The sequence below is a fragment of the Methylobacterium brachiatum genome (assembly GCF_900113845.1).
Lineage (GTDB): Bacteria > Pseudomonadota > Alphaproteobacteria > Rhizobiales > Beijerinckiaceae > Methylobacterium > Methylobacterium brachiatum.
This window is the reverse complement of the sequence record NZ_FOQW01000008.1, coordinates 107262-132548: the sequence shown is the minus strand read 5'-3', so window position 1 is coordinate 132548 and position 25287 is coordinate 107262. Positions and strand designations below refer to the sequence as shown.

Genomic DNA, 25287 nt, shown 5'->3' with positions numbered 1-25287 from the left:
GTGAGCCGCCTCGGCCTCATCGGGCGCTGCGCTCTGCTCGCCCTCGCCTTCCTGGTGCTGGCGCCGCCGCACTGGATCGCGATGCGGCTGCTCGGCCGCCGCACGACCGTGGCGCCGATCCTGTTCCATCGCCTCTTCCTGTGGCTGTTCTCCGTCCGGGTGACGCAGTCCGGAACGCCGCCGGATCCCGGCGAGGCGGCCCTGGTGCTGTCGAACCACGTGTCGTGGCTGGACATCGTGGTGATCGGCTCGCTGCGCCCGCTCTCCTTCGTGGCGAAATCGGAGATCGCCAGCTGGCCGGTGATCAACGCGCTCGCGGCGCTCCAGCGCACGATCTACATCGACCGGCAGCGCCGCGGTGCCACCGCCACGGTGAGCACCGCGATGGGCCATCGCCTGGCCGAGGGCGAGTTGGTGGTGCTGTTCGCGGAGGGGACCACCGGCGACGGCAACCGGCTCCTGCCGTTCCGCTCGGCGCTGGTCGGCGCGGCGCGGGCGGCCCTGCAGGCCGAGGCCGGACGGGGCCGTGTGCGCCTCCAGCCGCTGGCGATCGCCTATCCCCGGCGCAACGGCCTGCCGGTGGTGCGCTCCGAACGGTCCGAGATCGCCTGGTACGGCGACATGGACCTGGCGCCGCATCTCGCGACCTTCGTGCAGGGCGGCCCGATCGACGTCCAGGTGGTCTGGGGCAAGCCGATCACCTTCGAGGCGACCACCGACCGCAAGGTCGCGACCGCGGCCGCGGAGGCCGAGGTGCGCGCCGCCCTGACGGGCATCCGCACCGGTCGCGGCGAGGCCCAGCCGACGCTCGGTACCCGGCCGGCCCCACCCGGGCTCGATCTCGGCGGGTCCGAGATCGCCACGGTCTGAGGCGCCTCGGGGCGACCGGACCCCACCGGTTCCCCCGTCCTTGCCCGCCGCCAAGCGACCCGGTGACGTGCTGCATCCGGCCGTTCGCCGCCGCGTTGGGTCGCTTCGCGGCCCGCGCAATCATGCCGCGGACATATCGAGTCCCGACCGCGACGACCCGGTAAAACCACCCCATGAATACATGATGCATGTGAGTTGAGCGGCTGGTGGGCCTCTGATAGCTAGGCCGAAACCCGTGAAGTCGGGGTATCGGAGGACGCCCGTTGCAACCCTGGAACCAGGTCTATGATCCGTTCGGGAGCCCATGGCTCTCGACGCTGGCCGCCTCTGTCCCGGTGATCGCCCTGCTCGCCATGATCGCGAGCGGGCGCGTGAAAGCCCATATCGCCGCCGTCATCGCGCTGGGCCTCGCCCTGCTGGTCGCCATCGTGGGCTTCGGCATGCCGGCCGGGCTGGCGTCCCGGGCTGCCATCCTCGGGATGGTCACGGGCTTCTTCCCGATCGGCTGGATCATCCTCAACGTCATCTTCCTCTACCGGCTGACGGTGGAGAAGGGCTGGTTCTCGGTGCTGCAGCAATCGGTGGCCGGCATCACCGCCGACCGGCGCCTGCAGCTCCTGCTGGTGGCCTTCGCGTTCGGCGCCTTCTTCGAGGGCGCGGGCGGGTTCGGCACGCCGGTGGCCGTCACCGGGGCGATCCTGATCGGGCTGGGCTTCTCGCCGCTCGCGGCCTCGGGCCTGTCGCTGATCGCCAACACCGCGCCGGTGGCCTTCGGGGCGCTGGGCGCGCCGATCCAGGGCCTGGCCTCTGTCACCGGCTACCCGCCGGAGATCCTGGGCGCGATGATCGGCCGGCAGCTGCCGCTGTTCTCGCTGATCGTGCCGTTCTGGCTGATCTGGGTGTTCGCGGGCTTCCGCGGCATGGTCCGGGTCTGGCCGCCGATCCTGGTCTGCGCCGGATCCTTCGCGGCCGCGCAGTTCCTGATCTCGAACTACGTCAATCCGTGGATCGTCGATATCGGCGCCTCGATCGCGTCGATGCTCGCCCTCGTGCTGTTCCTGAAGGTCTGGCAGCCGCGGGAGATCTGGACATCGCCGGCCCTGCGCGGCCACGATCCGTCCCTGGCCCTGGCGACCCCGCGCCCGTCGCCGCTCGGCGCCGGCGTTCCCGGCACGCCCCCGGTGCATATCGGCACGCGCACGGCCTCGCAGCGCGAGATCCTGCTGGCCTGGCTGCCGTGGATCATCCTCTCGGTGGTCGTCGCGATCTGGGGCACCGGCTGGTTCAAGGGCATCGTGAACCCGCTCTTCACCTGGAAATACGAGGTGCCGGGCCTGCACAACGCGATCATGAAGGTGCCGCCGGTGGTGGCCAAGCCGGTGCCCGAGGGCGCGGTCTTCCTGTTCACCTATATGTCCTACACCGGGACCGGGGTGCTGATCGCGGCGATCATCTCCGGGCTGATCATGCGGTTCTCGCCGCTGCGCCTCGTGACCGCCTATATCGAGACGATCTGGGCGCTGCGCTTCTCGCTGATCACCATCGCGGCGATGCTCGCGCTCGGCGTGCTCACCCGCTACGCCGGCGTCGACGCCACGCTGGGCCTCGCCTTCGCGGGAACCGGCATCCTGTACCCGTTCTTCGGCACGCTGCTCGGCTGGCTCGGCGTCGCGCTGACCGGATCGGACACGGCCTCGAACGTCCTGTTCGGCGGGCTGCAGCGGATCACCGCCGAGCAGCTCGGCCTGTCGGGCGTCTTGATGGCGGCGGCGAACTCGTCGGGCGGCGTGATGGGCAAGATGATCGACGCGCAGTCGATCGTCGTCGCCTCCACGGCCACCGGCTATTTCGGCCAGGAGGGCACGATCCTGCGCTTCGTGTTCTGGCACTCGATCGCGCTGGCCTGCCTGGTCGGCCTGTTCGTGATGCTCCAGGCCTACGTGCCGTTCTTCCAGGACATGGTGCTCGCCGTCCCGGCCGTCGCTCCGGTCGCGCACTGAACGGGTGGCGGGCAACCCCCGCCGCCCCTGTCGAACACCACGCCGGATCACCCCAGCTACCGGGCGGTCCGGCGTTTCTCGTGGAGCTTCCGCGGCCCGAAGGCGTCGCGACGATCCGCACGATCCATGCTACAGGCCTGCGGCCGGCCGATCCGCGCAGGATCGGCGCCGGCACATCGGACGAGCGGACGGTTTAGGGCGGCACGCGTTGAAGAAGGCCTTCGTCAAATCCTACGGTTGCCAGATGAACGCCTACGACGCGGCCCGCATGGCCGACGTGCTGGGCGCTGAAGGGTTCACGCCGACCGATTCGGTGGAGGAGGCCGATGTCGTCGTCCTCAACACCTGCCACATCCGCGAGAAGGCCGCCGAGAAGGTTTATTCCGAGCTCGGCCGCCTGCGGGTGCTCAAGGGCGAGCGGGAGGCCCGCGGCCTCGACACCCGGATCGTGGTCGCCGGATGCGTCGCCCAGGCCGAGGGCGCCGAGATCCAGGCCCGCCAGCCCGCGGTCGACGTGGTGGTCGGCCCCCAGAGCTATCACCGCCTGCCCGACCTCCTGGCCCGCTCCCGCGAGCGCCGGGTGGTCGACACCGAATTCCCGATCGAGGACAAGTTCACCCATCTGCCCCGGCGCCGCACCTCCGGGCCGACCGCGTTCCTGACGGTGCAGGAGGGCTGCGACAAGTTCTGCGCCTTCTGCGTGGTGCCCTATACCCGGGGTGCCGAGGTCTCGCGCCCCGTGTCGGCGGTGCTGGCGGAGGCCGAGAAGCTCGTGCAGGGCGGCGCCCGCGAGCTCACGCTGATCGGCCAGAACGTCAATGGCTATCACGGGTTCGGGCCCGACGGCGCCCCGGTCGGGCTGGCGGATCTCATCCGGGCGGTCGCGAAGATCCCCGGCCTCGCGCGGATCCGCTACACCACGAGCCACCCCAACGATTTCGACGACGCGCTGGTGCGCGCCCATGCCGAGGTGCCGGCCCTGATGCCCTACCTGCACCTGCCGGTGCAGTCGGGCTCGGACCGGATCCTCGCCGCCATGAACCGCAAGCACACGCGCGACGTGTATCGTAGCCTGATCGACCGCGTGCGCGCCGCCCGGCCGGACGTCGCGCTGTCCTCCGACTTCATCGTCGGCTTCCCCGGCGAGACCGACGCCGACTTCGCCGACACCCTGGACCTGGTGCGCGAGATCGGCTTCGAGAGCGCCTTCTCGTTCAAGTACAGCCCCCGCCCCGGCACCCCGGCGGCCGAACGCGCCGACATGGTCCCCGATTCGGTGATGGCCGAGCGGCTCGCCGAGCTGCAGGCGCTGCTGGACGCGCAGCGCTACGCCTATCAGCGGGCCGCGGTCGGCCAGGTCTTCGACGTCCTGGTCGAGAAGGCGGGGCGGCATCCCGGCCAGGTCGCGGGCAAGACGCCGCACCTTCTGGCTGTGCAGTTCGACGCGCCGCCCCACCATATCGGGTCGGTCGTGCCGGTCCGGATCGTCCGGGCTGGAACCAACAGCCTGTTCGGGCAGCTTGCCTCCGAGGCCGTGGCGGCGTGAGGATCGTATCGATGGGGATGGCGGTGAGGATCACAGGTTGAGCGCGTCGGACGGGTCTGGCGTGCGCGGCGCCCTGCGGGGCCGCGGGCCGGCGGCGAGGCCGCCCGGATCGGACGAGACGGTCGAGGTGCCGCTGACCTTCGACGACAACCGCCTCGCGAGCCTCGTCTTCGGTCAATACGACCAGAACGTCGCCCATATCGAGCGCCGGCTCGACGTCACCGCCACCGCGCTCGGCAACCACCTCGTCATCAAGGGCTCGCCCGACGCCGCCGAGAAGGCCCGGCGGGTGTTCCAGAAGCTCTACGCCCGGGTGCGGACCGGCGGCAGCACCCTGACGCTCGGCGATGTCGATGGCGCGATCCGGGAGGCCACCGCCCAGGCGACCCTGTTCCCCGCAGAGGACATCGCCGCGGAGGCCGACAAGCCGCATTTCGAGCAGATCGCCACGCGCAAGCGTGGGGCGGTGCGGGCGCGCAACCAGGCGCAGGACCAGTACATCAAGCTGCTGCGGACCAACGAGCTGGTCTTCGCGGAAGGCCCGGCCGGCACCGGCAAGACCTGGCTCGCGGTCGGCCACGCGGTCTCGCTGCTCGAGCAGGGCCATGCCGAGCGGCTGATCCTGTCCCGTCCCGCGGTGGAGGCCGGCGAGCGCCTGGGCTTCCTGCCCGGCGACATGCGCGACAAGGTCGATCCGTATCTGCGCCCGATCTACGACGCCCTCTACGATTTCATGGAGGCGCGCCACGTCGACCGCGGGTTGCAGACCGGGATCATCGAGATCGCGCCGCTCGCCTTCATGCGCGGGCGCACCCTGACCAACGCGGTGGTGCTCCTCGACGAGGCGCAGAACACCACCTCCATGCAGATGAAGATGTTCCTGACCCGCCTCGGCGAGGGCTCGCGCATGATCATCACCGGCGACCCCAGCCAGGTCGACCTGCCGCCGGGCCAGAAATCCGGCCTCGTGGAGGCGGTGAACGTCCTCGACGGCGTCGAGGGAATCGGCCGGGTGACCTTCAAGGACGTGGACGTGGTCCGTCACGACCTCGTGCGCCGGATCGTCACCGCCTATGAGCGCGCCGCGCACGGCGACGGCGATGCCGACCGCAATCCCAACCCCCGGCGCCGGCCGCTGGCGTGAGCACGCCCCACGACATCGACATCACGGTCGAGGACGAGCGCTGGGAAACCGCGATCCCGGACCTCGAATCGCTGGTGATCCGCGCCGTCGAGGCCGGGCTGGCCGCCGCCCCCGAGTCGCCGGACGGGCCCGTGGAGGTCAGCGTCATGCTGACCGACGACGCCACCGTCCAGGAGCTCAACCGCACCTGGCGCAACAAGGATAAGCCCACCAACGTGCTGTCCTTCCCGGCCGCCCCGCAGCCCCGGCATGCGGGCGCCGCGCTGCCGCTCGGCGACGTGGTCCTTGCCTACGAGACCCTTGTGCGCGAGAGTGCCGAGCAGTCGAAGCCGCTCCAGAATCACCTCGCGCACCTCCTCGTCCATGGCACCCTGCATTGTCTCGGTCAGGACCACGAGAACGGCGAGGCCGAGGCCGAGGCCATGGAGGCGCTCGAAGTCGCGGCCCTCGCGACCCTGGGCATTCCAGATCCCTATGCCTGAGCGGCCGATTCCCCACCGCCCCCAGATCCGAGAGACATGAGCAACGATCGAAGTCGCGGCGCGGCCCTGGCCGCGCCCAGTTCCACCGAGGGCGAGTCCCAGACCCGGGACCCTTGGTACGACCGCCTGTTGCAGGCGCTCCATCTCAAGCCGCGCGATTCGCTGCGCGAGGGGCTTGAGGAGGCGCTCGCCGAGCCCGATGCCGGCGAGAGCGGTCTCACCCCCCTCGAGCGGGTGATGCTCAAGAACGTGCTCGGCCTGCACAAGGTGCGGGTCGACGACGTGATGGTCCCCCGGGCCGACATCGTCGCGGTCTCGAACGATACCAATCTCGGCGATCTGCTCAAGCTGTTCCGCAGCGCCGGCCATTCCCGCCTGCCGGTCTATGGCGAGACGCTGGACGACCCCCGCGGCATGGTCCACATCCGCGATCTGGTCGACCACATCGCCGCCGAGGCCGAGCCGGCCCGGCGCAGCGCGGCATCCGCGGTCCGGCCCGCCACGCCCGCCGAGGGCGAGGCCGACGCCACCGTCGCGCCGCGCACCACCCGGCGCCCGCCCACCCGGATGCACAGGTCCCTCGACCTCGGCAAGGTCGACCTCACCACCACGCTGGCGGCCGCCCGCATCCAGCGGCCGGTCCTGTTCGTGCCGCCGTCCATGCCGGCCATCGACCTGCTGGTGCGGATGCAGGCGACGCGCACCCACATGGCCCTGGTCATCGACGAGTATGGCGGCACCGACGGGCTGATCTCCATCGAGGACCTGATCGAGGTCGTGGTCGGCGACATCGAGGACGAGCACGACGTCGCCGAGGCCAAGCAGGTCCAGCGGGTCGACGGCGAGGACGAGGTGTTCGTGGCCGATGCCCGCACGCCCCTCGCCGAGGTCTCCGAGGCCACCGGCGTCGACCTCGTGGCCGCGGTCGGCGACATGGCCGAGGAGATCGATACGCTGGGCGGCATGATCGTCACCCTGGCCGGCCGGGTCCCGTCCCGGGGCGAGCTCATCGCCGGGCCGGGCAACCTCGAATTCGAGGTGCTCGACGCCGATCCCCGCCGACTGAAGCGGCTGCGCTTCCACAAGGGCGCGGCGCGAATCAGCACCGTGGTGCCGCTGGCCCTGCCCCCGCCCACCCCGGCGCCGGTGCCCGAGACGCCGCATCCATGAGGATCTTCGCGTGACGGGTGCTGCGTGGCGGTCCTGACCGTGGGGCACGCCCGGGACGTGGCCGCCCCGAGCAGCCCGCTCGGCCGCCCCGCCTCGGGCTTCGTGCGGGCGATCGCCCGGCTGAAGGGCTGGCGCCGGCTCGGCCTCGCCTGGCTCGCCGGCGCGCTGGGCGCGCTGGCGATGCCGCCCTACGGGTTCCTGCCGGCCCTGGCCGTCTCCCTGTCGGTGGCGGTCTGGCTGATGGACGGGGCGGCCGCGGACCGGACCGCCCCGCGGCGCCTCTGGCCCTGTTTCGTGGTCGGCTGGGCCTGGGGCTTCGGCTACCTTACCGCCGGCCTGTGGTGGCTCGGACAGGCCTTCCTGGTGGAGGCCGATGAGTTCCTCTGGGCGATGCCGCTCGGCGTCGTCGGCCTGCCCTTCGCGCTCGGCCTGTTCTACGGCGCCGGGTTCGGCGCTGCCGGCCTGCTCTGGCTGCGCGGTCCGGCCCGGATCGCCGCCCTCGCCTTCGGGATCGGCGCCGCCGAGTGGCTGCGCGGCCACCTGTTCACGGGCTTCCCCTGGAACACCCTCGGGATGGCGCTCGCCCAGAACCTCTGGCTGATGCAATGGGGCGCCGTGATCGGCCTCTACGGCCTGACCGTGCTGGCGGTGCTGATCTGCGCCGCCCCGGCGACCCTCGCCACCGGCTCGCATCCGCGCAGCCGGTTCGGGCCGAGCGCCGCCGCCGCGATCGTGCTGATCGGCATGGCGCTCTACGGGGCCGCGCGCCTCGGGCCGCCGGATCCGGTGGTGGCGGGCGTCCGCCTGCGCCTCGTCCAGCCGAACCTGCCGCAGGATGCCAAGTTCCGGCCCGAGAACCGCGCCGACATCGTCGACCGCTACATCGAGCTGAGCCAGCGCCCGACCGAGGCCGGCGCGCCCGAGCCGACCCATATCGTCTGGCCGGAATCGGCCTTCCCGTTCCTGATCCAGCGCGATCCCGACGCCCTGGCCAAGGTGGCGGCGGGCCTCAAGCCCGGGCAGCAACTCGTCACCGGTGCGGCCCGGGCCGAAGAGCCCCTGCCGGGCGAGCGCCTGCGCTACTTCAACGCCGTCATGGTGATCGGGCCGGACGGCGTGATCTCCGACACCTACGACAAGGTCCATCTCGTCCCGTTCGGCGAGTACCTGCCGGCCCCCCTCGACGCCGCGCTGCGGGCGCTCGGCCTGCGCCAGTTCGTGGCGATCCCCGGCGGCTTCTCGGCCGGCACCCTGGCGGCCCAGCGGATCCTGGGGGTGCCGGGCCTGCCCCCGGTGGCGGCCACGATCTGCTACGAGGCGATTTTTCCGCACGCGATCCTTCCGGCCAATGCCGCCTCGGTGCCGCGGCCGCCCGGGCTGATCCTGAACGTCACCAACGATGCCTGGTTCGGCGACACGCCGGGCCCGCGCCAGCACCTGGCCCAGGCGCGGCTGCGGGCTGTCGAGGAGGGCCTGCCGCTGGTGCGGGACGCCAATACCGGGATCTCCGCCGTGATCGACCCCCATGGCCGCATCGTCACCCGGACCGAGCTCGATCAGGAAACCTGGCTCGATGCCGACCTGCCCGCCCGGATCGTCGGCGGCACCCTGTACGGGCAGCTCGGCGACGCCGCCTTCGCGCTGATGCTGGCCGCCTGCCTGGGCGGCGCCCTCACGGCCCGGCGGCGGGCATGAGCCCCGAGCGTACGGCCCCGGGCCGGATCCTGCTGGGCCTCGCGCTGATGCTGGTGGCGTTCAACCTGCGCCCGGCGCTGAGCACGATCGGCCCGCTGCTGGCGACGATCCGGGAGAGCACCGGTCTCAGCGCCGGGGGCGCCGCGATCCTGACCACCCTGCCGGTCCTGTGCCTCGGCATCGCCTGCGCCCTGGCGGCGCCGCTGATCCGCCGGATCGGGCCCGATCTCGCCGTGCTCGTGGGCGCCACGATCCTCGCCGCCGGCCTGACCCTGCGCGGGCTCGGCGGCCTCGGCCCCCTCTTCGTCGGGACGGCGCTCGCCGCCATCGGCATCGGGCTCGACAACGTGCTCCTGCCGGCCCTGGTGAAGCGCGACTTCGCCGGCAGCGGCGGCCTGATGACCGGCCTCTACACCATGACCCTTTGCCTCGGCGCGGCCGCGGGCGCGGGCGCCGCCGTGCCGGTGGAGCACGCGCTCGGCGGCGGATGGCCCTCGGCGCTGGCTGTCTGGGCATTGCCGGCGCTGGTGGCCGCCTTCCTGTGGATCCCGTTCGCCCGCCGCACGGCCTCGACCCGGGCGCCGTCCGCCGGACGGCTGCTGCGCGATCCGCTCGCCTGGTGGGTCACGGGCTTCATGGGCCTGCAATCGTCGCTCGCCTACACCCTGTTCGGCTGGCTGCCGCTGCTGCTCCAGGCGCGCGGCCTCTCGGCGCTCGATGCCGGCCTCTACGCCTCGCTGATGACGCTGATCCAGGCGCCCGGCGCGCTGCTCACCGCCATGCTGGCCGCTCGGGCGCGGGACCAGCGGGCCTGGATCGTCGCCATTCCGGGGCTCACGGCGGCCTCGTTCCTGGTGCTCGCCTTCGGCCCCGAGGCTCTGCGCATCCCCGCCGCCTGCGCGCTCGGCTTCGGCATCGGCGGCTGCTTCGGCCTGGGGCTGACCCTGATCGTCCTGCGCGCCGCGGATGCCGCCAGCGCCGCCGGGCTGTCGGCCATGGCGCAGGGCATCGGCTATACCGGCGCCTGCCTCGGCCCCCTCGCCTTCGGGCTCGCCCACGAGGCGACCGGCGGCTGGGGGCTGCCGGGCGCCCTGTTCGTCACCATCGCCATCGCGGCGATCCTGGTTGGGCAAGCCGCCGGCCGCGACCGCAAGGTCAGCGCCGCCGCGCCGGATCCGGGCAGCGCGCCGCTTCCGCCGCCGCTGCCGGCCGGCGGCCGCTGACCGAGGCGGCGGACGCCGCAGAGCAGCCCGTCCCCCGTCAATTGCCTGTCCGCGCGACAGTCGCGTTCGCGTGGCCCGACAGGTGCGCCGAGAACTCTTGACGCGAGAAGCGGCCGAGCCAGGATAACCCGAACTATTCCGCCGAGTCCGCCTCTGAGCGGCACCGGCGCGTTGCTTCGGGTGAACCGCATGGCACGTATCGACAAGTCTCCGCTTCTACTGGTAGCAGCTGCGATCATTGCGCTTCCACTGACGATTGTGGGCGCCGAGGCGCGCGGGTTCGGGCCCGGCTTCCACGGCGGGATCGGGACCCGGGTCGGCGCCTGGGGACGGCCCCTCGGGCCGGTCCGGCCGGGCCCGGCCATCGTCGGCTGGCGGGGCCACCGCCCCGGCTTCGCGTTCCGACGTCCCTATGTCTATCGCCCCTGGTACGACGATTATTACGGCTACGGGCTCGCGGGCTTCGGTCTCGGCTTCGGCCTGGGCACCCTGTGGGGCGATCTCGGCGATCCGTTCTACGACGACGCCTATGTCTACGCGCCGCGGGTCTACCGGCGCCCGGTCTACGTGGCGCCCGCCGACGTGCCGCCCGTGGTCGAGACGGACCCGGCCGATCTCGCGGCCGCGGTGGCGGCCTGCGCCCGCCGCTTCAGGACCTACGATCCGGTCACCCAGACCTATCTCGGCCGGGGCCACGTCCGCCGCCGCTGCCCCTGAGCGGGGACGGCGCTTCGCGATGCGGCCAAAAGAAAGGCCCCGCGGGTTCGCACCCGCGGGGCCTTCATTCAGTCCAGGCCGGGTCGGCGCTGCGTAAAAAACTTACTCCGCGGCGACCCGGTGGGCCTGGGACCCGTCCGTGTAGGTCTCGGCCTGCAGGCGCTTGTGCGGGGCGGCGCGGCCCGGCAGCGGCGGCAGGGCCTTGGCCTTCTCCAGATCGATGCCCGCACCCTCGGCGACGCGGCGGCCGTAATCCTCGTCCGCGTGCCAGAAGTGCCAGACCATCCGCAGCTGGATCGGCTCGGGGCACTGCTTCATATCGGCCACGAGGTTGGCGATCAGGTCCTCGCGCTCCCAATCCTGGAACGAGCGGTACCGGACGCCGGCCTGGGTGTAGTCGTCCTCGGTGCGCGAGGTCTGGTAGCGGCCGAGCTGGCCCTGCACCGGCTGGTGGTAGTCCTTGGCCGGCTTCGGGGCCTCGCGCAGGCCCTCGGCCAGGGTCGAGGGCTCGTAGTTGATGTGCTTGTTCGGGCCGGTCCCGTCGACCGTGTAGGTCATCTGGCCGTCCCGCTGGTTCGAGTAGACCTTCACGCCGGGCTGCGGCGCGTTGATCGGCAGCTGCAGGTAGTTGGCGCCGACGCGGTAGCGCTGGGTATCCGAGTAGGACAGGGTCCGGCCCTGCAGCATCTTGTCGTCCGAGAAGTCGATGCCGTCGACCAGCACGCCGGTGCCGAAGGCCGACTGCTCGACCTCAGCGAAGAAATTGTCCGGCACGCGGTCGAGCACCATGCGGCCCACCGGCAGCAGCGGGAACTGGTCCACCGGCCACAGCTTCGTGTCGTCGAGCGGATCGAACGACAGGTGCTCGTTCGGGCCGTCCGGCATGATCTGCACGCAGAATTCCCACTCGGGGAAGTTGCCGGCCTTGATGTTGTCGTACAGGTCGCGGGTCGCGTGGCCGACATCCTTGGCCTGGATCTCGGAGGCCTGCTGCGAGGTCAGGTTGCGGACACCCTGCTTCGGCTCCCAGTGGAACTTGCAGAGCACAGCCTCGCCCTGGTCGTTGACCAGCTTGTAGGTGTTGACGCCCGAGCCTTCCATCTCGCGATAGTTGGCGGGGATGCCCCAGGGTGACTTGAGGTGCGTCACCATGTGGATCGACTCGGGGTGCTGGGCCACGAAGTCGAAGAAGCGCCACGCCTCCTGGCGGTTGGTCACCGGATCCGGCTTGAACGCGTGGATCATGTCGGGGAACTTGATGGCGTCCCGGATGAAGAACACCTTGAGGTTGTTGCCAACCAGGTCCCAATTGCCGTCGACGGTCTTGAACTTCACCGCGAAGCCGCGCGGGTCGCGCTCGGTCTCCGGGCTCTCCTTGGCGCCGGCCACGGTGGAGAAGCGCACGAACATCGGCGTCTTCACGCCGGTCTCGTTCAGAACCCGGGCGCGGGTGTACTTGGAAGCCGGCTCGTCGCCGATCTTGCCGTAGGCCTCGAACCAGCCGTGGGCGCCGGCGCCGCGGGCGTGCACGACGCGCTCCGGGATCCGCTCACGGTCGAAATGGGTGATCTTCTCGATGAACTGGTAATTCTCGAGCGTCGCGGGACCCCGCTCGCCGACCGTGCGGGTGCTCTGGTTGTCGCGGACCGGATGGCCCTGGCGGGTGGTCAGGATCGGGCGTTGATCGCTCATGCGTCTCGTCTCTCCGTGAAGTCCGTGAGCGGCATATGGGGCCGACTCGCCAGACTGAAACCGTTCCAACGAGGTTATGGACCGCTCCAGGCCCCTTGGCTAATGCATCGTCGCAAACGCCGTGATAGACGCAGCCTATGAACCTGTCCGGTCTGTCGCTGCGCGACCTGGAATATGTCGTCGCGGTCGCCGATGAGGGCCATTTCGGCCGGGCCGCCGAGCGGTGCAACGTCAGCCAGCCGACCCTGAGCGTGCAGGTCCGTAAGCTGGAAGCGACCCTCGGGCTCACGCTGTTCGAGCGCTCGAACCGCCGGGTGCTGCTCACCGAGGCCGGCCAGGGGATCGTCCGGCAGTCGCGCATCGTCCTGGCCGAGGCCCAGCGGCTCTTGGCGCTCGCCACTGAGGGCCGCGGCTCGCCGCTCACCGGCCGGCTGGTCCTGGCCGCGATCCAGACGCTCGGCCCCTATTTCTTCCCGCTGGTGCTGCGGCCGCTGCGCCAGCAATACCCGCTGCTGACGCTGTCCCTGTCGGAATCGCGCACCGCCGAGATCGTCGAGGGCCTGCGCGACGGACGCATCGATGCCGCCCTGGTCTCCCTGCCCCTGCCCCCGGTCGGGCTGGCGGTGGCGCCGCTCTTCGTCGAGCCGTTCTGGCTCGCCTGCCCGGCCGAGCACGCGCTCGCCCGCGGCGGCGCCCTCTCGGCCACCGAGATCGCCGGGCCAGACCTGCTGCTGCTCGACGAGGGCAATTGCCTGCGCGACCAGGCGATCGCGGCCTGCGGTGCGGGCTCCTCGGTCGGGCGCCACGCCACCAGCCTGGAGACCCTGCGCTCGATGGTGGCGGCCGGGAGCGGCTACACCCTGCTGCCGGCGCTCGCCGTACCCCCCGGCCCCGACCCGACCGGCCTGACCGTTACCCGGGCCTTCGACGTCGACGGCCCCGGCCGCACCATCGCGCTGGCCTGGCGGGCGAGCGACCCCCGCGCCCCGGGCCTCGCGAATCTCGCGGCGTTCTTTCGCGCGCACGCGCCCGCCGGCACCGCGGCCTGCCGGGACGGGGCGGAATAGTTCTCCCGGTTTGGGTTCTGGGGCACGGCATTCGTCGGCCCGCCCCGTCATTCCGGGCTCGCCTGCGGCGCCCCGGAATGACGGGGTGATTCATGCAGCTGCCGGCATGCCGAAGACGTCCGAATAGTCGCCTTCCCCGCCCCCAAGCCGGATTGTGATGTGTGATTACACGCCGGATCGAACAGAATGCCCTCGCCGGCGCGAAACGGCGGCGCATAGGAGCACGTGCATGCGGCGCAGACTGATCGCGACCCTGGTCGCCCTCCTCACCCCCGCGACGACCCTCGCCGCCTCCCAAGACACCTTCGCCCGGATCGACGCCATCGACCGCGCTTCCCTGGTGATGACCGTGGAGGCCGGCATCGTCCCGCGGGACCTCGGGGCGCGGATCGCCCGGGCCCTCGACCAGGTCGCCGCGGAGGCCGCCAAGCCGGGGGCCGAGCGGCCGGATGATTACCTGCGGATCGAGCCGCTGATCACCGCGATCGCCGGCCCGGACGCGACCCGGATGCATTCCGGCCGCAGCCGGCAGGACATCATCCCGACCGTGCTGAAGCTCGACCAGCGGGACCGGCTGCTCGACCTCGCCGAGGCCCTGGACAAGACCCGCGCCGCCCTGCTGGCCGTCGCCGAGCGGGAGGCCGACACGATCGTCCCCGCCTACACCAACGGCGTGCAGGCGCAGCCGACGACGCTCGGCCATTACCTGCTTGGCTATGCCGGGGCGCTGGCCCGCGACGCCGATCGCCTGCGGGAGAGCTGGGCGCGCGTGAACCTGTCGCCGCTGGGCGCCGCGGCGCTCGGCACCTCGAGCTTCCCGGTCGATCGCGCCCGCCTCGCCGGGCTGCTGGGCTTCGATGCGCCGGTGGAGAACAGCTACGATGCCGGCCAGCTCGCCCCGATGGATCTCGGCCTCGAGCTGACCGACCTGTCCGCCAACCTCGCCACCACGGCCGGCAGCTTCGCGCAGGATCTCTACGCGCAGTATCACCAGACCCGGCCATGGATCCTGCTGCGCGAGGGCGCACTGACCGGCCCGAGCAGCATCATGCCGCAGAAGCGCAATCCGGTGGCGCTCTACAGCCTGCGCATGAAGGCCAGCGACGTCGTCGGCGCCGCGCAGGCCTTCGTCATCATGGCCCACAACGTCGAGTCCGGTATGCCGGACTACAAGCGCAACCAGGCCGAGCCGCCGGGCCGGACGGTCTCCGAGGCGGCCGAGACCTGCCGGCGCTGGACCCGCGTGCTCGACGGGCTGGTGATCGACCGCGACCGCGCCGCCGACGAGGTCGCGGCCGATTATTCCACCACCACGGAGCTTGCCGACACGCTCCAGCGCGAGGCCGACGTGCCGTTCCGGCTGGGGCACCATTTCGCCTCCGAGCTGGTGAGCTACGGCCGCAGCCATGACTTGCGCCCGGCCGACCTGCCCTTCGCCGAGGTGAAGCGGATCTACGCGGAGGCCGCCGCCGGCTCGGGGCTGACGCCGGACCTGCCCCTCGACGAGGCCCGGTTCCGGGCCGCCCTGTCGGCCCGCGGCATGATCGAGGCCGCCAAGGGACTCGGCGGCCCGCAACCCGCGGAGGTCCGGCGCATGCTCGCTTCCGCCCGGACGCGCCTCGACGCCGACCGGACCTGGCTGGCCGATCGCCGTTCCGCGCTCGCGGCGGCAAGTGGCCGATTGGATGCGGCTTTTGGAGACATCAGAAAGGGACCGTAAGGCCGTTCCTGATCGGCACCCTTCCAATCCAATTCCCTCATCCTGAGGCGCGAGCGCAGCGGAGGCCTCGAAGGAGCCCTCCAGGGATCGCGCGGCAGGCTGGAGGCCTCCTTCGAGGCCTCCGCTTCGCTTCGGCACATCAGGATGAGGGGGGGGTGGGATAAGCTATGGGGCGAGCCCGAAGCGGTCGAAATGCTTCAGCTTGAGAGAAACGGGCTCAGCCAACCCCACGCGAACACCGGACCTCGCCGACCCTGACATCGGCATTCCCAAAAAGAATCTTTGCCGTGACAGGGCCCATATTGCGGTGTAGCGGCCCTCACGCCCGGCAATCAGTGCGGGTGAATCCCCACCGGTCGCCTTGCCCTCCTCCCGCACCCTCGGCCTATGGGCCGCCCTCGTCGTCGCGTCGGCGGCCGTCTCGTATGGCCTGCTGCAGGCGGGCTTCCCCGCGGCGCTGCTGCTCGGCCCGATGATCGCGGCGATCGCCTTCGGGGTCGCCGGCTCCCGGCTGCACGTGCCGCGCTTTGCCTTCAACGCAGCGCAGGCGATGATCGGCTGCCTGGTGGCCCACGCGGTGACCGGGCAGATCGCCCAGACCCTGTTGGATGACGGGCCGCTGATCGTGGCGGTGGTGCTGGTGACGGTGGCGGCGAGCGGGCTCGTCGGCTGGGTCCTGACCCGGCTGCGGGTCCTGCCCGGCACCACGGCGGCCTGGGGGTCGTCCCCCGGCGGCGCGTCCGCCATGGTGGCGATGGCCGAGGATTTCGGCGCGGATCCGCGCCTCGTCGCCTTCATGCAATATGTCCGCGTCGCCGCGGTGGTGTTCTCGGCCTCGCTCGCGGCCCGCTTCCTGATGGAGGCGCCGGTTCCGGGCGCAGCCGCCGGCGCGGTCGAGGTGACCGGGCCGCTCTCGCTCCTCGCCACGCTGGCGGTCGCGGTGGTCGGCGCCGGCGCGGCCCTGGCCCTGCGGGTCCCGGCGGGCGCGCAGGTCGGCCCGATGGTGCTCGGCAGCCTGCTCCATGCCAGCGGCCTGGTGCGGATGTCCCTGCCGGTGACGATCCTCGAACTCGCCTATGCCTGCATCGGCATCTATGTCGGCCTGCGCTTCACCCGCGAGACCCTGCGGCTCACCCTCTCGGCGCTGCCCGGCATCCTGGCGGCGACCTTCTCGGTGATCGCGCTCTGCGCCGCCTGGGGCTGGGGCCTGACCTTCCTGCTGCCGATCGACCTGCTCACCGCCGTGCTGGCCACGAGCCCAGGCGGCCTCGATTCGGTTGCGATCATCGCGGTCGGCTCGAAGGCGGACGTGTCCTTCGTCCTGGCCGTGCAGACCCTGCGCCTGTTCGTGGTGCTGCTCACCGGGCCGCTGCTCGCCAAATGGATCAGCCGGTCGGTGCCGGAGGGCGCGGCCCGATGAACGCCCTGGTCCTCGCCTTCCTCAATTCCTGGCGCGGCCTGCGCCACGGTGCCCGCACCGAGCGGGCCGTGCGGCAGGAGCTGATGCTGCTGGCGCTCGGCGTACCGGTGGCCCTCCTCCTCGGCGCGACCCTGTGGGTCCGGGTCGCCCTGATGGTGAGCCTGCTGCTGATGCTGGCCGCCGAGTTCCTCAACACCGCCGTGGAGAAGCTCTGCGACCACGTCCACCCGGACCACCACCCGATGATCGGCACCGTGAAGGACCTCGCCTCGGCCGGCACCTTCATGGCGCAGATGGCGGCTCTGCTGGTGTGGGTGGCGGCGTTGGTGGAGCGGGTCGGATGAGGTGCCCCCGGATCTATGACGCTCCGGAGCGGTGAAGGCGCCCGGCGCGGTCGATCCGGATCACGCCACGCGGCTTCCGCAGCGCCTCGTCCGCAGCCCTGAGGACCTTTCGGAACAGCTGGCCGGTCTCGCCCGGCGGCAACGAGGGCAGCAGGATCAGCCCCGGATGATCCGGCACCCGCGCGGCCAGGCCCAGAAAATCGCCCGCGTTCACCGTGACCACGATCGCGCGGGCCTCGCATGCGAAGGCGAAGATCGCTGCATCCGTCGCCTGCGGCCGAGTTCGGCGATGGCGAGGGTCCGCTGCGCGGTGTGGCCCAACCCGTCCGCGATGCCGATCAGGGATTTCGGGCAGCACTCGTCAAGGAGCAGGTACAACGCGGCGCGCCTTCCGGGGCGGGCGGCCCTGGCGCGGGCTGACGCGGTCGAAGAGGATGGCAGCGGAGACCTGATCGGGCGTCAGGTCGAATTCCTCGGCCAGCGTCTCCGGCGAGGTCCCTTGCCGGACCATGTCGGCGACGTGCCGGGCCGGGATCCGCGTTCCGCGCAGAACCGGCTCGCCGCCCAGGACCTCGGTGTTCTGCTCGATCGCCTCGTCGCGCAGCTGATGGAGGATCCGCAGCCGATCGGCGAGTTCGGCCTCCACGGCGTCGAGGGCGACGCTGAGATGACCGATCCGGGCGGTGTTCCCCTGCGCTTCATGAGCCGCCACGATCGCATCCCGCAGGCGTTGCCGCAGGGCCGGGGCCAGATCGACGCGCAGGTCGCGCACGGCGGCGAGGTAGAGCAGATCGGCGCTGCCGATCTCACGGACGGTTTGACCGCGCCCCGCGACGATCCCGGCATCGATCTCGCTGTTCACCCCACGCACGCTGGACTGGGTGACGAAGGCGGCTTCCGGGACCGTGAGAGCATGGCGGGCCAGCGGCATCGAAACTTATCCGTGATGGCGGATCAATTTATGTTGCGCAGCACCCTGGTGCAAGGATGATCGGCTCGACGTCTCGCTGGCTGCCAAGCTGAGTCGGAATGGCATCCGGTCAAAATCTTTGTCATGCTGCGCGACGATGGAGGCCGTTCGGCATGGTGACTCTGAACGTGTCGTTGCCTGAGGCGATGAAGGACTGGGTCGAGGCTCAGGCCGAGACCGGGCGCTTTGGCAGTGCCAGCGACTATGTCCGCGATCTGATCCGCCGCGATCAGGAAAAGATTGACGGCCTTGCGCAGCTTCAGACGCTGATTGCCGAAGGGTTCGACAGTGGCGTCAGTGAGCGGTCGCTGGATGATGTTCTGGCCGAGGCCCGGGAGCGCGTGCGGGTTACCCAGAATCCGTGACCATCCGGACGACGCGGCAGGCGGACCGGGATCTCATCGAGATTTATGTGTCCGGTTCCGCCACCTTCGGCCGCGACCGGGCCGAGCGGTACTATGCAGGGTTGAAGGCCCTGTTCATCCTGCTGGCCGAGAACCCGCTGATGGCTCGCCTCCGGGATGACTTCGTGCGGCCGGTGCGGCTGTATCCCTACCGCGCCCATGTCGTCGCGTATGTCGAGCAGGCGGACGGCATCCTGATCGTCCGCGTCCTGCACGGCCGCCAGGATTGGGCACGGCATCTGACCTGACCGGCCCCCGCTCGCATCTCGCCGCGCGAGGGTCTATCTCCGCCCATCCGCGCCGCGCGCCGAAGTCCCGAAACCATGACCGACTACATCCGAAAGATCCTGACCGCCCGCGTCTACGACGTTGCGATCGAGAGCCCGCTCGATCCGATGCCCCGGATGACGCAGCGGCTCGGCCGGCCCGTGCTGTTGAAGCGGGAGGATCTGCAGCCGGTCTTCTCGTTCAAGCTGCGGGGCGCCTACAACAAGATGTCCGGGCTGAGCCCGGACCAGATCGCGCGCGGCGTGGTTTGCGCCTCGGCGGGCAACCATGCGCAGGGCGTGGCGCTGGCCGCGGCCAAGCTCGGGGCCCGGGCTGTGATCGTGATGCCGCGCACCACCCCGTCGATCAAGGTCGATGCCTGCCGGGCCCGCGGCGCCGAGGTGGTGCTGCACGGCGACGCCTTCGACGAGGCGCTGGCCCAGGCGAAGGTGCTGGAGGCCGAGCAGGGCCTGACCTTCCTGCACCCGTTCGACGATCCCGAGGTGATCGCCGGCCAGGGGACCATCGGCAAGGAGATCCTGGAGCAGCATACCGGCCCGATCGAGGCGATCTTCGTGCCGGTGGGCGGCGGTGGGCTGGCCGCCGGGATCGCGACCTTCGTGAAGTACCTGCGGCCCGGCACCAAGGTGATCGGCGTCGAGCCGGAGGATGCCGCCTGCATGGCCGCGGCGCTGGCCGCCGACACGCGGGTCAGCCTGCCCTCGGTCGGGCTGTTCGCCGACGGCGTCGCCGTGCGCCAGGCCGGCGAGGAGACGTTCCGGCTCTGCCGCGAGCATCTCGACGAGGTCATCACGGTGGATACCGACGCCATGTGCGCGGCAGTCAAGGACATCTTCGACGACACCCGGGCGGTGTCCGAGCCGTCCGGGGCGCTGAGCCTCGCCGGGGCCAAGCTCTACGCCGAGCGCGAGGGCGGCGACGGCACCCTGATCGCGATCTCCTCGGGGGCGAATCTCAACTTCGACCGATTGCGCCACATCGCGGAGCGGGCGGAGATCGGCGAGCAGCGCGAGGTTCTGCTCGGCGTCTCCATCCCGGAGCAGCCCGGCGCCTACCGGGCGTTCATCCGGGCGCTCGGGCCGCGGGCGATCACCGAGTTCAACTACCGCCACGCGCCGGGCGCCGAGGCGCAGATCTTCGTGGGCATCAACATCGCGGGCGGCAAGCGCGAGAAGCAGGCCCTGATCGCCGACCTGCGCGAGGCCGGCTACCGGGTGCTCGACATGAGCGACAACGAGATGGCCAAGGTCCATGTCCGCTACATGGTCGGCGGCCGGGCCGTGGGCGTCGCGCATGAGCGGCTGTTCCGCTTCCAGTTCCCGGAGCGGCCCGGCGCGCTGATGAAGTTCCTGGACGCACTCGGTCCGGGCTTCGACATCACCCTGTTCCACTACCGCAACCACGGTGCGGATTACGGCCGGGTGCTCGCCGGGATCGCGGTGCCGCCGGCCGAGCGCGCCCGGTTCGACGCGGCGATCGAGGCGCTGGGCTACCCGGCCACCGACGAGACCGAGAACCCGGCCTATCGCCTGTTCCTGGACGGCGAGGCGGCTGCCTGACCGTCAGCTGTTGACGGTATCGACCGAGACCACGTCCGGGGTCTCGCGCAGCTTGGCGGCGATCGCCTCGAAGCTGGTGCGCGACAGCCGGACGAAGGTGACGGTGATCTCGTCGAGATTCGGGTCGGAGGCCGGGCGGGTGGTGAACTGGCGCACCCGCGAGGCGCGCTCGCCCGTGACCGCGTGGAGCGTGTCGATCGACATCGTGCCCCGGCGCACGGTCATGCGCAGCGTCTGCGACCGCATCCGCTCGCGCCAGCGCTCCTCGAACGGCTTGATCCCGGCCAGGATGCCGACCACCAGGGCCGTGGTCGCGAGCGCCGGCACGTAGAGCCCGCTGCCCACCGCCAGGCCGATCGCCGCCACGCCCCAGAGGCTCGCCGCAGTGGTCAGGCCCTTCACCACCTCGCCGCGCAGCAGGATCGTGCCCGCCCCGAGGAAGCCGATGCCCGACACGACCTGCGCGGCGATGCGCGAGGGGTCGAGCACGACGTGCTGGGTGCCGAGCACGTCGCTGAACCCGAAGGCCGAGACGATCATGATGAGGCAGGAGCCGACGCAGACGAGCATGTGCGTCCGCAGGCCCGCCGCCCAGAGCAGCCGCTCGCGCTCCAGCCCGATCACGCTCCCGGCGAGCGCGGCCAGGGCGAGCCGGGCCACCATCTCCGCGTTGCTGATCAGAATCGCCTCAGTCGCTTCGCGTCACCCGGATCGTTTCTGGAGGCACTGGGAGGGCGGATCAAGGCGCGCTCGCAATGACGGCGAAGCGGGAAGAAACCGCTCAGGCCACCCCGAGCGCCGCCTTCTCAACCTCGTAGGCCGCCCGGACGGCGGCCGCCCCGTAGGTGCGCTCCAGCCGCCGGACCGTGAAATGCGCGCGGGCGGTGGATTGGAAATGGCTCATGAAGGCGGTGTTCACCGCCGCGCCCCCGAAGGCGCCCAGCACCGGCACGGCTTGCGCGGCGACCTTCTGCGAGACCACCAGGCCGAACCGGGCCGCGATCTGCGCGGTGAACCGGATGAGCGCCGGCGCCGACTGGTCGAGCAGGGTCTTGCTGCCGGCATAGCGGGCCGCCTCCGCGAGCGTCTTGGCCAGGGCCGCGCGCACGGCGAAGTAGCCGCTCTCGGTGAGTGCCGAGCCCGCCTCGTTCTGGGTACTGGTCCGGCCGCCCAGGGCGAAGACCTGGACGCAGGCCAGCGCGCCTTCCGGCGTCTCGAGATCCTCGCCCTCCTCGCGGGCGATCTCGGCGATCGAGCGCAGCATCAGCGTGGTCGAGACCGGAAGCTCCACCGCCAGGGTCGCCAGGCCGAACGCCCCGCCCAGCGCTCCCGAGAGCGCCGCGAACGCCTTGTGCTTGGTGTCGCCCGAGCCGAGCAGACGGGTCAGCCGGCTCTCCGCCTTGGCGGCGACCGCCTCGATCTCGGTGCCGTCGGCAGGAACGACGTCCTTGCGCGGCAGGGTCGCCAGGGCGACCCGCAGGGCGCCGCGCATCGCCGCTTCGGTGGAGCGGCCGACCGCCTCGGTCACCGGGGCCGGCAGCGAGCGGCCGATGATGTCGAGGGGGGCCCCGGCCGCCGAGGACAGGCGGGCGGCCAGGCTCGGCCGTTCCAGCACCTGCACGGCCCGACGCAGGGCGGCCAGATCCGCGTCGCTCAGGGCGGTTTCGGGGATCGGGGCCGGCAGCGTCGCGTCGGCGCGAGTGAGGTCGCTCGTGCTCATCCGTGAATTCCTGGATCTGGTCGCATCACGCGGTGCCGGAGGCCCGCGCCGTGGAAGGAAGCTCGGGCCCCGGGATGCGGTTCCCCGCCGCCTCGGCCGCCCGCGCCGCGGCCTCGTCCTGCCGCTGCCCGCGCCGCCCGACCGCCAGGCAGAGGATCAGCACCGGGATCCCGACCAGCGAGGTCATGACGAAGAAGGCCGGATAGCCGATCGCCGCGACCACGAAGCCCGAGGAGCCGGCGATCAGCTTGCCCGGTAGCGCGTAGAGCGAGGAGAACAACGCGTACTGCGTCGCCGCGTAGGCCGTGCTGGTGAGGCTGGACATGTAGGCGATGAGGACGATGCCCGCGAAGGATCCGCAGAAGTTCTCGATCGAGATCGCTACCGTCAAGCGCCAGATCTCGGGGGCGCCGGCCGAGAGCCAGGCGAAGGCGAGGTGCGAGGACGCGGCCAGGAAGGCGCCGAGCAGCAGGGTCGGGAACAGGCCCAGCCGGGCCAGCGCCCAACCGCCCGCGAAGCCGCCCGCGATGCCGACCCAGATGCCGTAGAGCTTGGTGACGGTGGCGATCTCCTTCAGGTCGAAGCCGAGCGCCCGGTAGAGCGGGCTCGCCATCACCCCGGAGAGGAAGTCCGGCAGCCGGTAGAGCGCCACCAGCAGCAGGATGCCCCAGAGCGCGCCGCCGAACCGGCCGTGCAGCTCGGTCAGCGGCTCGAGCACGGCCCGGCGCATCGACCAGAACCGGGAATGGCCGGTGGAGTCCGCCTGCACCCGCGGCGGCGCGTCGAAGGCCGGCGCCAGCAGCGCGGCGATCATGCCGACCAGCATCAGGGCCGCCATGGTCAGGTAGGCGATCGTCCAGCCCCCGGCCGCGGCGATGAACAGGGCGCCCGCCCCGGCCGCGATCAGCCCGAGCCGGTAGCCGAGGTTCGAGGTCGCCGCCAGGATACCCTGGAAGTCGCTGCCGGCGGCGTCGATGCGCCAGCCGTCCACCACCACGTCCTGGCTGGCCGCGCAGAAGGCCACCAGGAAGGCGCCGAGGCCGAGGAGCGCCAGGTTGGTCTTCGGGTCCGAGAAGGCCATCAGGATCAGGCACAGGGCGACCGCGGCCTGGGTCGTGACCATCCAGGCCCGGCGCCGGCCGAGCCGTGCGGTCAGGACCGGTACGTTCAGCCGGTCGATCGCCGGCGCCCAGAGGAATTTCAGCGAGTACGGCAGCGCCACGTAGCTGAACAGGCCGATCGCCCGCACGTCGATATCCGAGAAGGCGAGCCGCAGCGTGAAGGTCCCCAGCACCAGCAGGAGCGGCAATCCGGATGAGAATCCGAGCGCCAGCATCAGCAGGATTCGCCGGTCCTGGACGATATCGCGCAGATGAAAGCGGTGGGCAGCCTGTGGCGGGTTGGCCATGGCATGGAACTCCTGAGCCTTACTGGCCTTGATCTCGCGAAAACGTGGCAGCCTTGGGCCGTTCGGGCCGGGGCTGGATCGGGAGGCCGTGCGCCTTAATCATGGTCGATGACTGCTTAACGTGGTGTCCACGTCCCGCACGCGCGGAGCACGCCCGGCTCCGCCACGCTGTCACGGAGCGCGGACGAGTCGTGTCGACCAAGTGTGGAATGATGTGTTGAGTACCTCAACCGAGCCCAGCCCGCCGCACGCGATGCTGGTCGATGCGTTCGCGCGCAGCCCGTCGCCGATGGTCATCACCGACGCACGGGCGCCGGACAACCCGATCACCTGGGTCAACGACGCGTTCCTGGGCCTGACCGGGTTCGCCACCGACGAATTGCTGGGGCGCAACTGCCGCATGCTGCAGGGGCCCGGGACCGACCCGGCCGAGGTCGCCCGGATCCACGCCGCCATCGAGGCCGGCGAGCCGGTGACCGCCGAGCTTCTCAACTATCGCAAGGACGGCACGCCCTACTGGAGCGCGATGACGGTCACGCCGGTCCATGACGAGGCCGGCCTCGCCTATTTCTACGCGGCCCAGGCCGACATGACCCATACCCGCGAGCGTGAGGTGACCATGCGGGTCACCAACGACGAGCTGGAGCGTCTGGTCGCGGCCCGGACCCACGACCTGAGCGCCGCCCTGGAGCAGAAGACCGCCCTGCTCCACGAGGTCGATCACCGGGTGAAGAACAATCTCCAGGTGATCTCCTCGCTGATGCTGCTCAAGGCCCGCCGCACCCCCGAGGGTGAGGCCCGGGACGCGCTGCAGGGCATGGCCGAGCGGATCGGCGCGCTCTCCACCGCCCACCGGATGCTCTATTCGGAGGGCGACTGCACCCATTTCAACCTCGGCGACTTCGCCTCCGAGTTCCTGTCCGACGTGAATGCCGGGCTCGATCACGAGAAGCAGCGGGTCGAGGCCGAGGTCGAGCCGATCGCGGTGGCGGCCGCCATGGCGGCGCCGCTCGCCCTGCTGATCCACGAGCTGACCGCCAACGCCCTGCGCCACGCCTTCCCGAACGCCCGCGAGGGGCGCGTGTCGATCACCGCCCGGCGGACGCAATCGGGCATGCAGCTGACGATCCGGGACGATGGGGTGGGCCTGGCGGCCGCGCCGCCGAACCCGGCCGGATTCGGGCGCAATCTCGTGGAGATGGTGGTCCGTCAGCTGCGCGGCACGATCGCGTGGGCGGATGCCGGGCCCGGCACCTATGTGGCGATCGATATCCCGCTGCTCTCGCCGACTTGAGAATCCGGCCCGAACGCTTCAAGCTCGTGAAAAGCTCAGCGGTCCAGACGCCAAACAGGAGATCGCATGCGGGATGGGAACGCCGGCGCGGATGCTGCGCTCCGTATCCTCGTGGTCGAGGATGAGGTGCTGATCGCGCTCGAACTCGAGTGCCTGCTCGACGATCTCGGCCATGTCACGGTCGGCATCGCGGGAAGCTCGGCGGAGGCCATCGCGCTCGGCCGCTCGGCTGAGCCGGACGTGGCCTTCGTGGACATTCACCTGGTGGACGGCCCGACCGGCGTCGAGGTCGCCCGAGCGCTCGCATCCGACCCGCGGATCACCGTGGTGTTCATGACCGCCAACGCCAAGCGCATTCCGGACGACTTCGCCGGCGCCATCGGGGTGATCGCAAAACCCTATTCCGAGCGCGTGGTCGCCAGCATCCTCGACTGGGTCGCCGACCGACGCGCCGGCCGCGTGCCGACCCACAGCGCCCCGGACGGGTTCTCCTTCGCGCCGGCGCTGTGAGATCTGCTTCTTGAGACGGTTCCTTCGCCAGCCCCCCCAGGATG

General features: G+C 71.1%; 24 protein-coding genes. 18 read left to right on the top strand and 6 right to left on the bottom strand.

From position 1 onward, the window contains the following. The 9 genes from BMZ47_RS12090 (at nucleotide 1) to BMZ47_RS12050 (ending at nucleotide 10847) form a co-directional block, all read left to right on the top strand. A complete protein-coding gene (locus BMZ47_RS12090; RefSeq protein ID WP_091862377.1) occupies nucleotides 1-870 on the top strand; it encodes a lysophospholipid acyltransferase family protein in 870 nt (289 codons plus the stop codon). A 263-nt stretch (nucleotides 871-1133) separates the two neighbouring features. Continuing rightward, nucleotides 1134-2870: an L-lactate permease gene (locus BMZ47_RS12085; RefSeq protein WP_091862375.1), complete on the top strand. Its 1737-nt coding sequence runs from the start codon at nucleotides 1134-1136 to the stop codon at nucleotides 2868-2870. A 208-nt stretch (nucleotides 2871-3078) separates the two neighbouring features. Then, complete coding sequence (miaB, locus tag BMZ47_RS12080) at nucleotides 3079-4416, top strand: tRNA (N6-isopentenyl adenosine(37)-C2)-methylthiotransferase MiaB (protein ID WP_091862372.1); 1338 nt, start codon at nucleotides 3079-3081, stop codon at nucleotides 4414-4416. Between the two features lie 37 nt (nucleotides 4417-4453). Next, complete coding sequence (locus tag BMZ47_RS12075; RefSeq protein WP_007566619.1) at nucleotides 4454-5560, top strand: PhoH family protein; 1107 nt, start codon at nucleotides 4454-4456, stop codon at nucleotides 5558-5560. Next, nucleotides 5557-6042 (top strand): rRNA maturation RNase YbeY, encoded by a 486-nt coding sequence (gene ybeY, locus BMZ47_RS12070; protein WP_091862369.1) that lies wholly within the window; start codon nucleotides 5557-5559, stop codon nucleotides 6040-6042. Before BMZ47_RS12075 ends, ybeY begins: the two co-directional genes overlap by 4 nt. 36 nt (nucleotides 6043-6078) lie before the next feature. Further along, nucleotides 6079-7212: a hemolysin family protein gene (locus BMZ47_RS12065; RefSeq protein WP_091862366.1), complete on the top strand. Its 1134-nt coding sequence runs from the start codon at nucleotides 6079-6081 to the stop codon at nucleotides 7210-7212. Nucleotides 7213-7251: 39 nt separating this feature from the next. Continuing rightward, a complete protein-coding gene (lnt, locus tag BMZ47_RS12060) occupies nucleotides 7252-8907 on the top strand; it encodes an apolipoprotein N-acyltransferase (protein WP_091862661.1) in 1656 nt (551 codons plus the stop codon). Continuing rightward, nucleotides 8904-10130 (top strand): MFS transporter, encoded by a 1227-nt coding sequence (locus tag BMZ47_RS12055; protein ID WP_091862363.1) that lies wholly within the window; start codon nucleotides 8904-8906, stop codon nucleotides 10128-10130. The genes lnt and BMZ47_RS12055 overlap by 4 nt, the downstream gene beginning before the upstream one ends. Before the next feature lie 258 nt (nucleotides 10131-10388). Then, a complete protein-coding gene (locus BMZ47_RS12050; RefSeq protein ID WP_091862360.1) occupies nucleotides 10389-10847 on the top strand; it encodes a BA14K family protein in 459 nt (152 codons plus the stop codon). Nucleotides 10848-10949: 102 nt separating this feature from the next. Here BMZ47_RS12050 and BMZ47_RS12045 read toward each other — a convergent pair whose 3' ends face one another. Continuing rightward, nucleotides 10950-12539 carry a catalase gene (locus tag BMZ47_RS12045; RefSeq protein WP_007566607.1) on the bottom strand — a complete coding sequence of 530 codons (1590 nt, stop codon included), beginning with the start codon at nucleotides 12537-12539 and terminating at the stop codon, nucleotides 10950-10952. 137 nt (nucleotides 12540-12676) lie between these two features. On the opposite strand from BMZ47_RS12045, the gene BMZ47_RS12040 reads away from it, so the two are divergent. From BMZ47_RS12040 to BMZ47_RS12025, 4 genes are all read left to right on the top strand, one after another. Then, complete coding sequence (locus tag BMZ47_RS12040) at nucleotides 12677-13606, top strand: LysR substrate-binding domain-containing protein (RefSeq protein ID WP_091862358.1); 930 nt, start codon at nucleotides 12677-12679, stop codon at nucleotides 13604-13606. A gap of 229 nt (nucleotides 13607-13835) precedes the next feature. After that, complete coding sequence (locus tag BMZ47_RS12035) at nucleotides 13836-15326, top strand: argininosuccinate lyase (protein ID WP_091862355.1); 1491 nt, start codon at nucleotides 13836-13838, stop codon at nucleotides 15324-15326. Nucleotides 15327-15687: 361 nt separating this feature from the next. Beyond that, on the top strand, nucleotides 15688-16746 hold the full coding sequence (locus tag BMZ47_RS12030) for an AbrB family transcriptional regulator (RefSeq protein ID WP_091862353.1): 1059 nt from the start codon (nucleotides 15688-15690) through the stop codon (nucleotides 16744-16746). Next, complete coding sequence (locus tag BMZ47_RS12025) at nucleotides 16743-17090, top strand: diacylglycerol kinase (protein WP_007566598.1); 348 nt, start codon at nucleotides 16743-16745, stop codon at nucleotides 17088-17090. Before BMZ47_RS12030 ends, BMZ47_RS12025 begins: the two co-directional genes overlap by 4 nt. A gap of 13 nt (nucleotides 17091-17103) precedes the next feature. On the opposite strand, the gene BMZ47_RS29145 is transcribed toward BMZ47_RS12025, so the two are convergent. Then, complete coding sequence (locus BMZ47_RS29145) at nucleotides 17104-17448, bottom strand: DUF5615 family PIN-like protein (protein ID WP_167369037.1); 345 nt, start codon at nucleotides 17446-17448, stop codon at nucleotides 17104-17106. 3 nt (nucleotides 17449-17451) lie between these two features. Then, the gene (locus BMZ47_RS12015) at nucleotides 17452-18021 is read right to left on the bottom strand and encodes a DUF433 domain-containing protein (protein WP_091862346.1); all 570 of its coding nucleotides are present in this window, start codon (nucleotides 18019-18021) and stop codon (nucleotides 17452-17454) included. 152 nt (nucleotides 18022-18173) lie between these two features. Here BMZ47_RS12015 and BMZ47_RS12010 point away from each other — a divergent pair, with 152 nt between their 5' ends. Genes BMZ47_RS12010 through ilvA form a run of 3 tightly spaced genes read left to right on the top strand, consistent with a single transcriptional unit; the run spans nucleotide 18174 to nucleotide 20311 of the window. Next, entirely contained in the window at nucleotides 18174-18425 is a 252-nt protein-coding gene (locus BMZ47_RS12010; protein WP_091862344.1) for a type II toxin-antitoxin system ParD family antitoxin, read from the top strand. Next, nucleotides 18422-18712, top strand: coding sequence for a type II toxin-antitoxin system RelE/ParE family toxin (locus BMZ47_RS12005; RefSeq protein ID WP_091862341.1), 291 nt, complete (start codon nucleotides 18422-18424; stop codon nucleotides 18710-18712). Before BMZ47_RS12010 ends, BMZ47_RS12005 begins: the two co-directional genes overlap by 4 nt. Nucleotides 18713-18727: 15 nt before the next feature. Then, nucleotides 18728-20311, top strand: a complete 1584-nt coding sequence (gene ilvA / locus BMZ47_RS12000) for a threonine ammonia-lyase, biosynthetic (protein ID WP_081497019.1) — start codon at nucleotides 18728-18730, stop codon at nucleotides 20309-20311. A 3-nt stretch (nucleotides 20312-20314) separates the two neighbouring features. Here ilvA and BMZ47_RS11995 read toward each other — a convergent pair whose 3' ends face one another. The 3 genes from BMZ47_RS11995 to BMZ47_RS11985 form a co-directional block, all read right to left on the bottom strand. Beyond that, the gene (locus BMZ47_RS11995) at nucleotides 20315-20974 is read right to left on the bottom strand and encodes an MgtC/SapB family protein (protein ID WP_007566585.1); all 660 of its coding nucleotides are present in this window, start codon (nucleotides 20972-20974) and stop codon (nucleotides 20315-20317) included. 118 nt (nucleotides 20975-21092) lie between these two features. Then, nucleotides 21093-22031: an EcsC family protein gene (locus tag BMZ47_RS11990; RefSeq protein WP_091862339.1), complete on the bottom strand. Its 939-nt coding sequence runs from the start codon at nucleotides 22029-22031 to the stop codon at nucleotides 21093-21095. A 25-nt stretch (nucleotides 22032-22056) separates the two neighbouring features. Then, the gene (locus BMZ47_RS11985) at nucleotides 22057-23439 is read right to left on the bottom strand and encodes an AmpG family muropeptide MFS transporter (protein WP_091862336.1); all 1383 of its coding nucleotides are present in this window, start codon (nucleotides 23437-23439) and stop codon (nucleotides 22057-22059) included. Between the two features lie 253 nt (nucleotides 23440-23692). Here BMZ47_RS11985 and BMZ47_RS11980 point away from each other — a divergent pair, with 253 nt between their 5' ends. Next, nucleotides 23693-24733 (top strand): histidine kinase dimerization/phosphoacceptor domain -containing protein, encoded by a 1041-nt coding sequence (locus BMZ47_RS11980; protein ID WP_007566581.1) that lies wholly within the window; start codon nucleotides 23693-23695, stop codon nucleotides 24731-24733. A 66-nt stretch (nucleotides 24734-24799) separates the two neighbouring features. Then, nucleotides 24800-25243, top strand: coding sequence for a response regulator (locus BMZ47_RS11975; RefSeq protein WP_007566579.1), 444 nt, complete (start codon nucleotides 24800-24802; stop codon nucleotides 25241-25243). The last annotated feature ends 44 nt before the right edge of the window (nucleotides 25244-25287 follow it).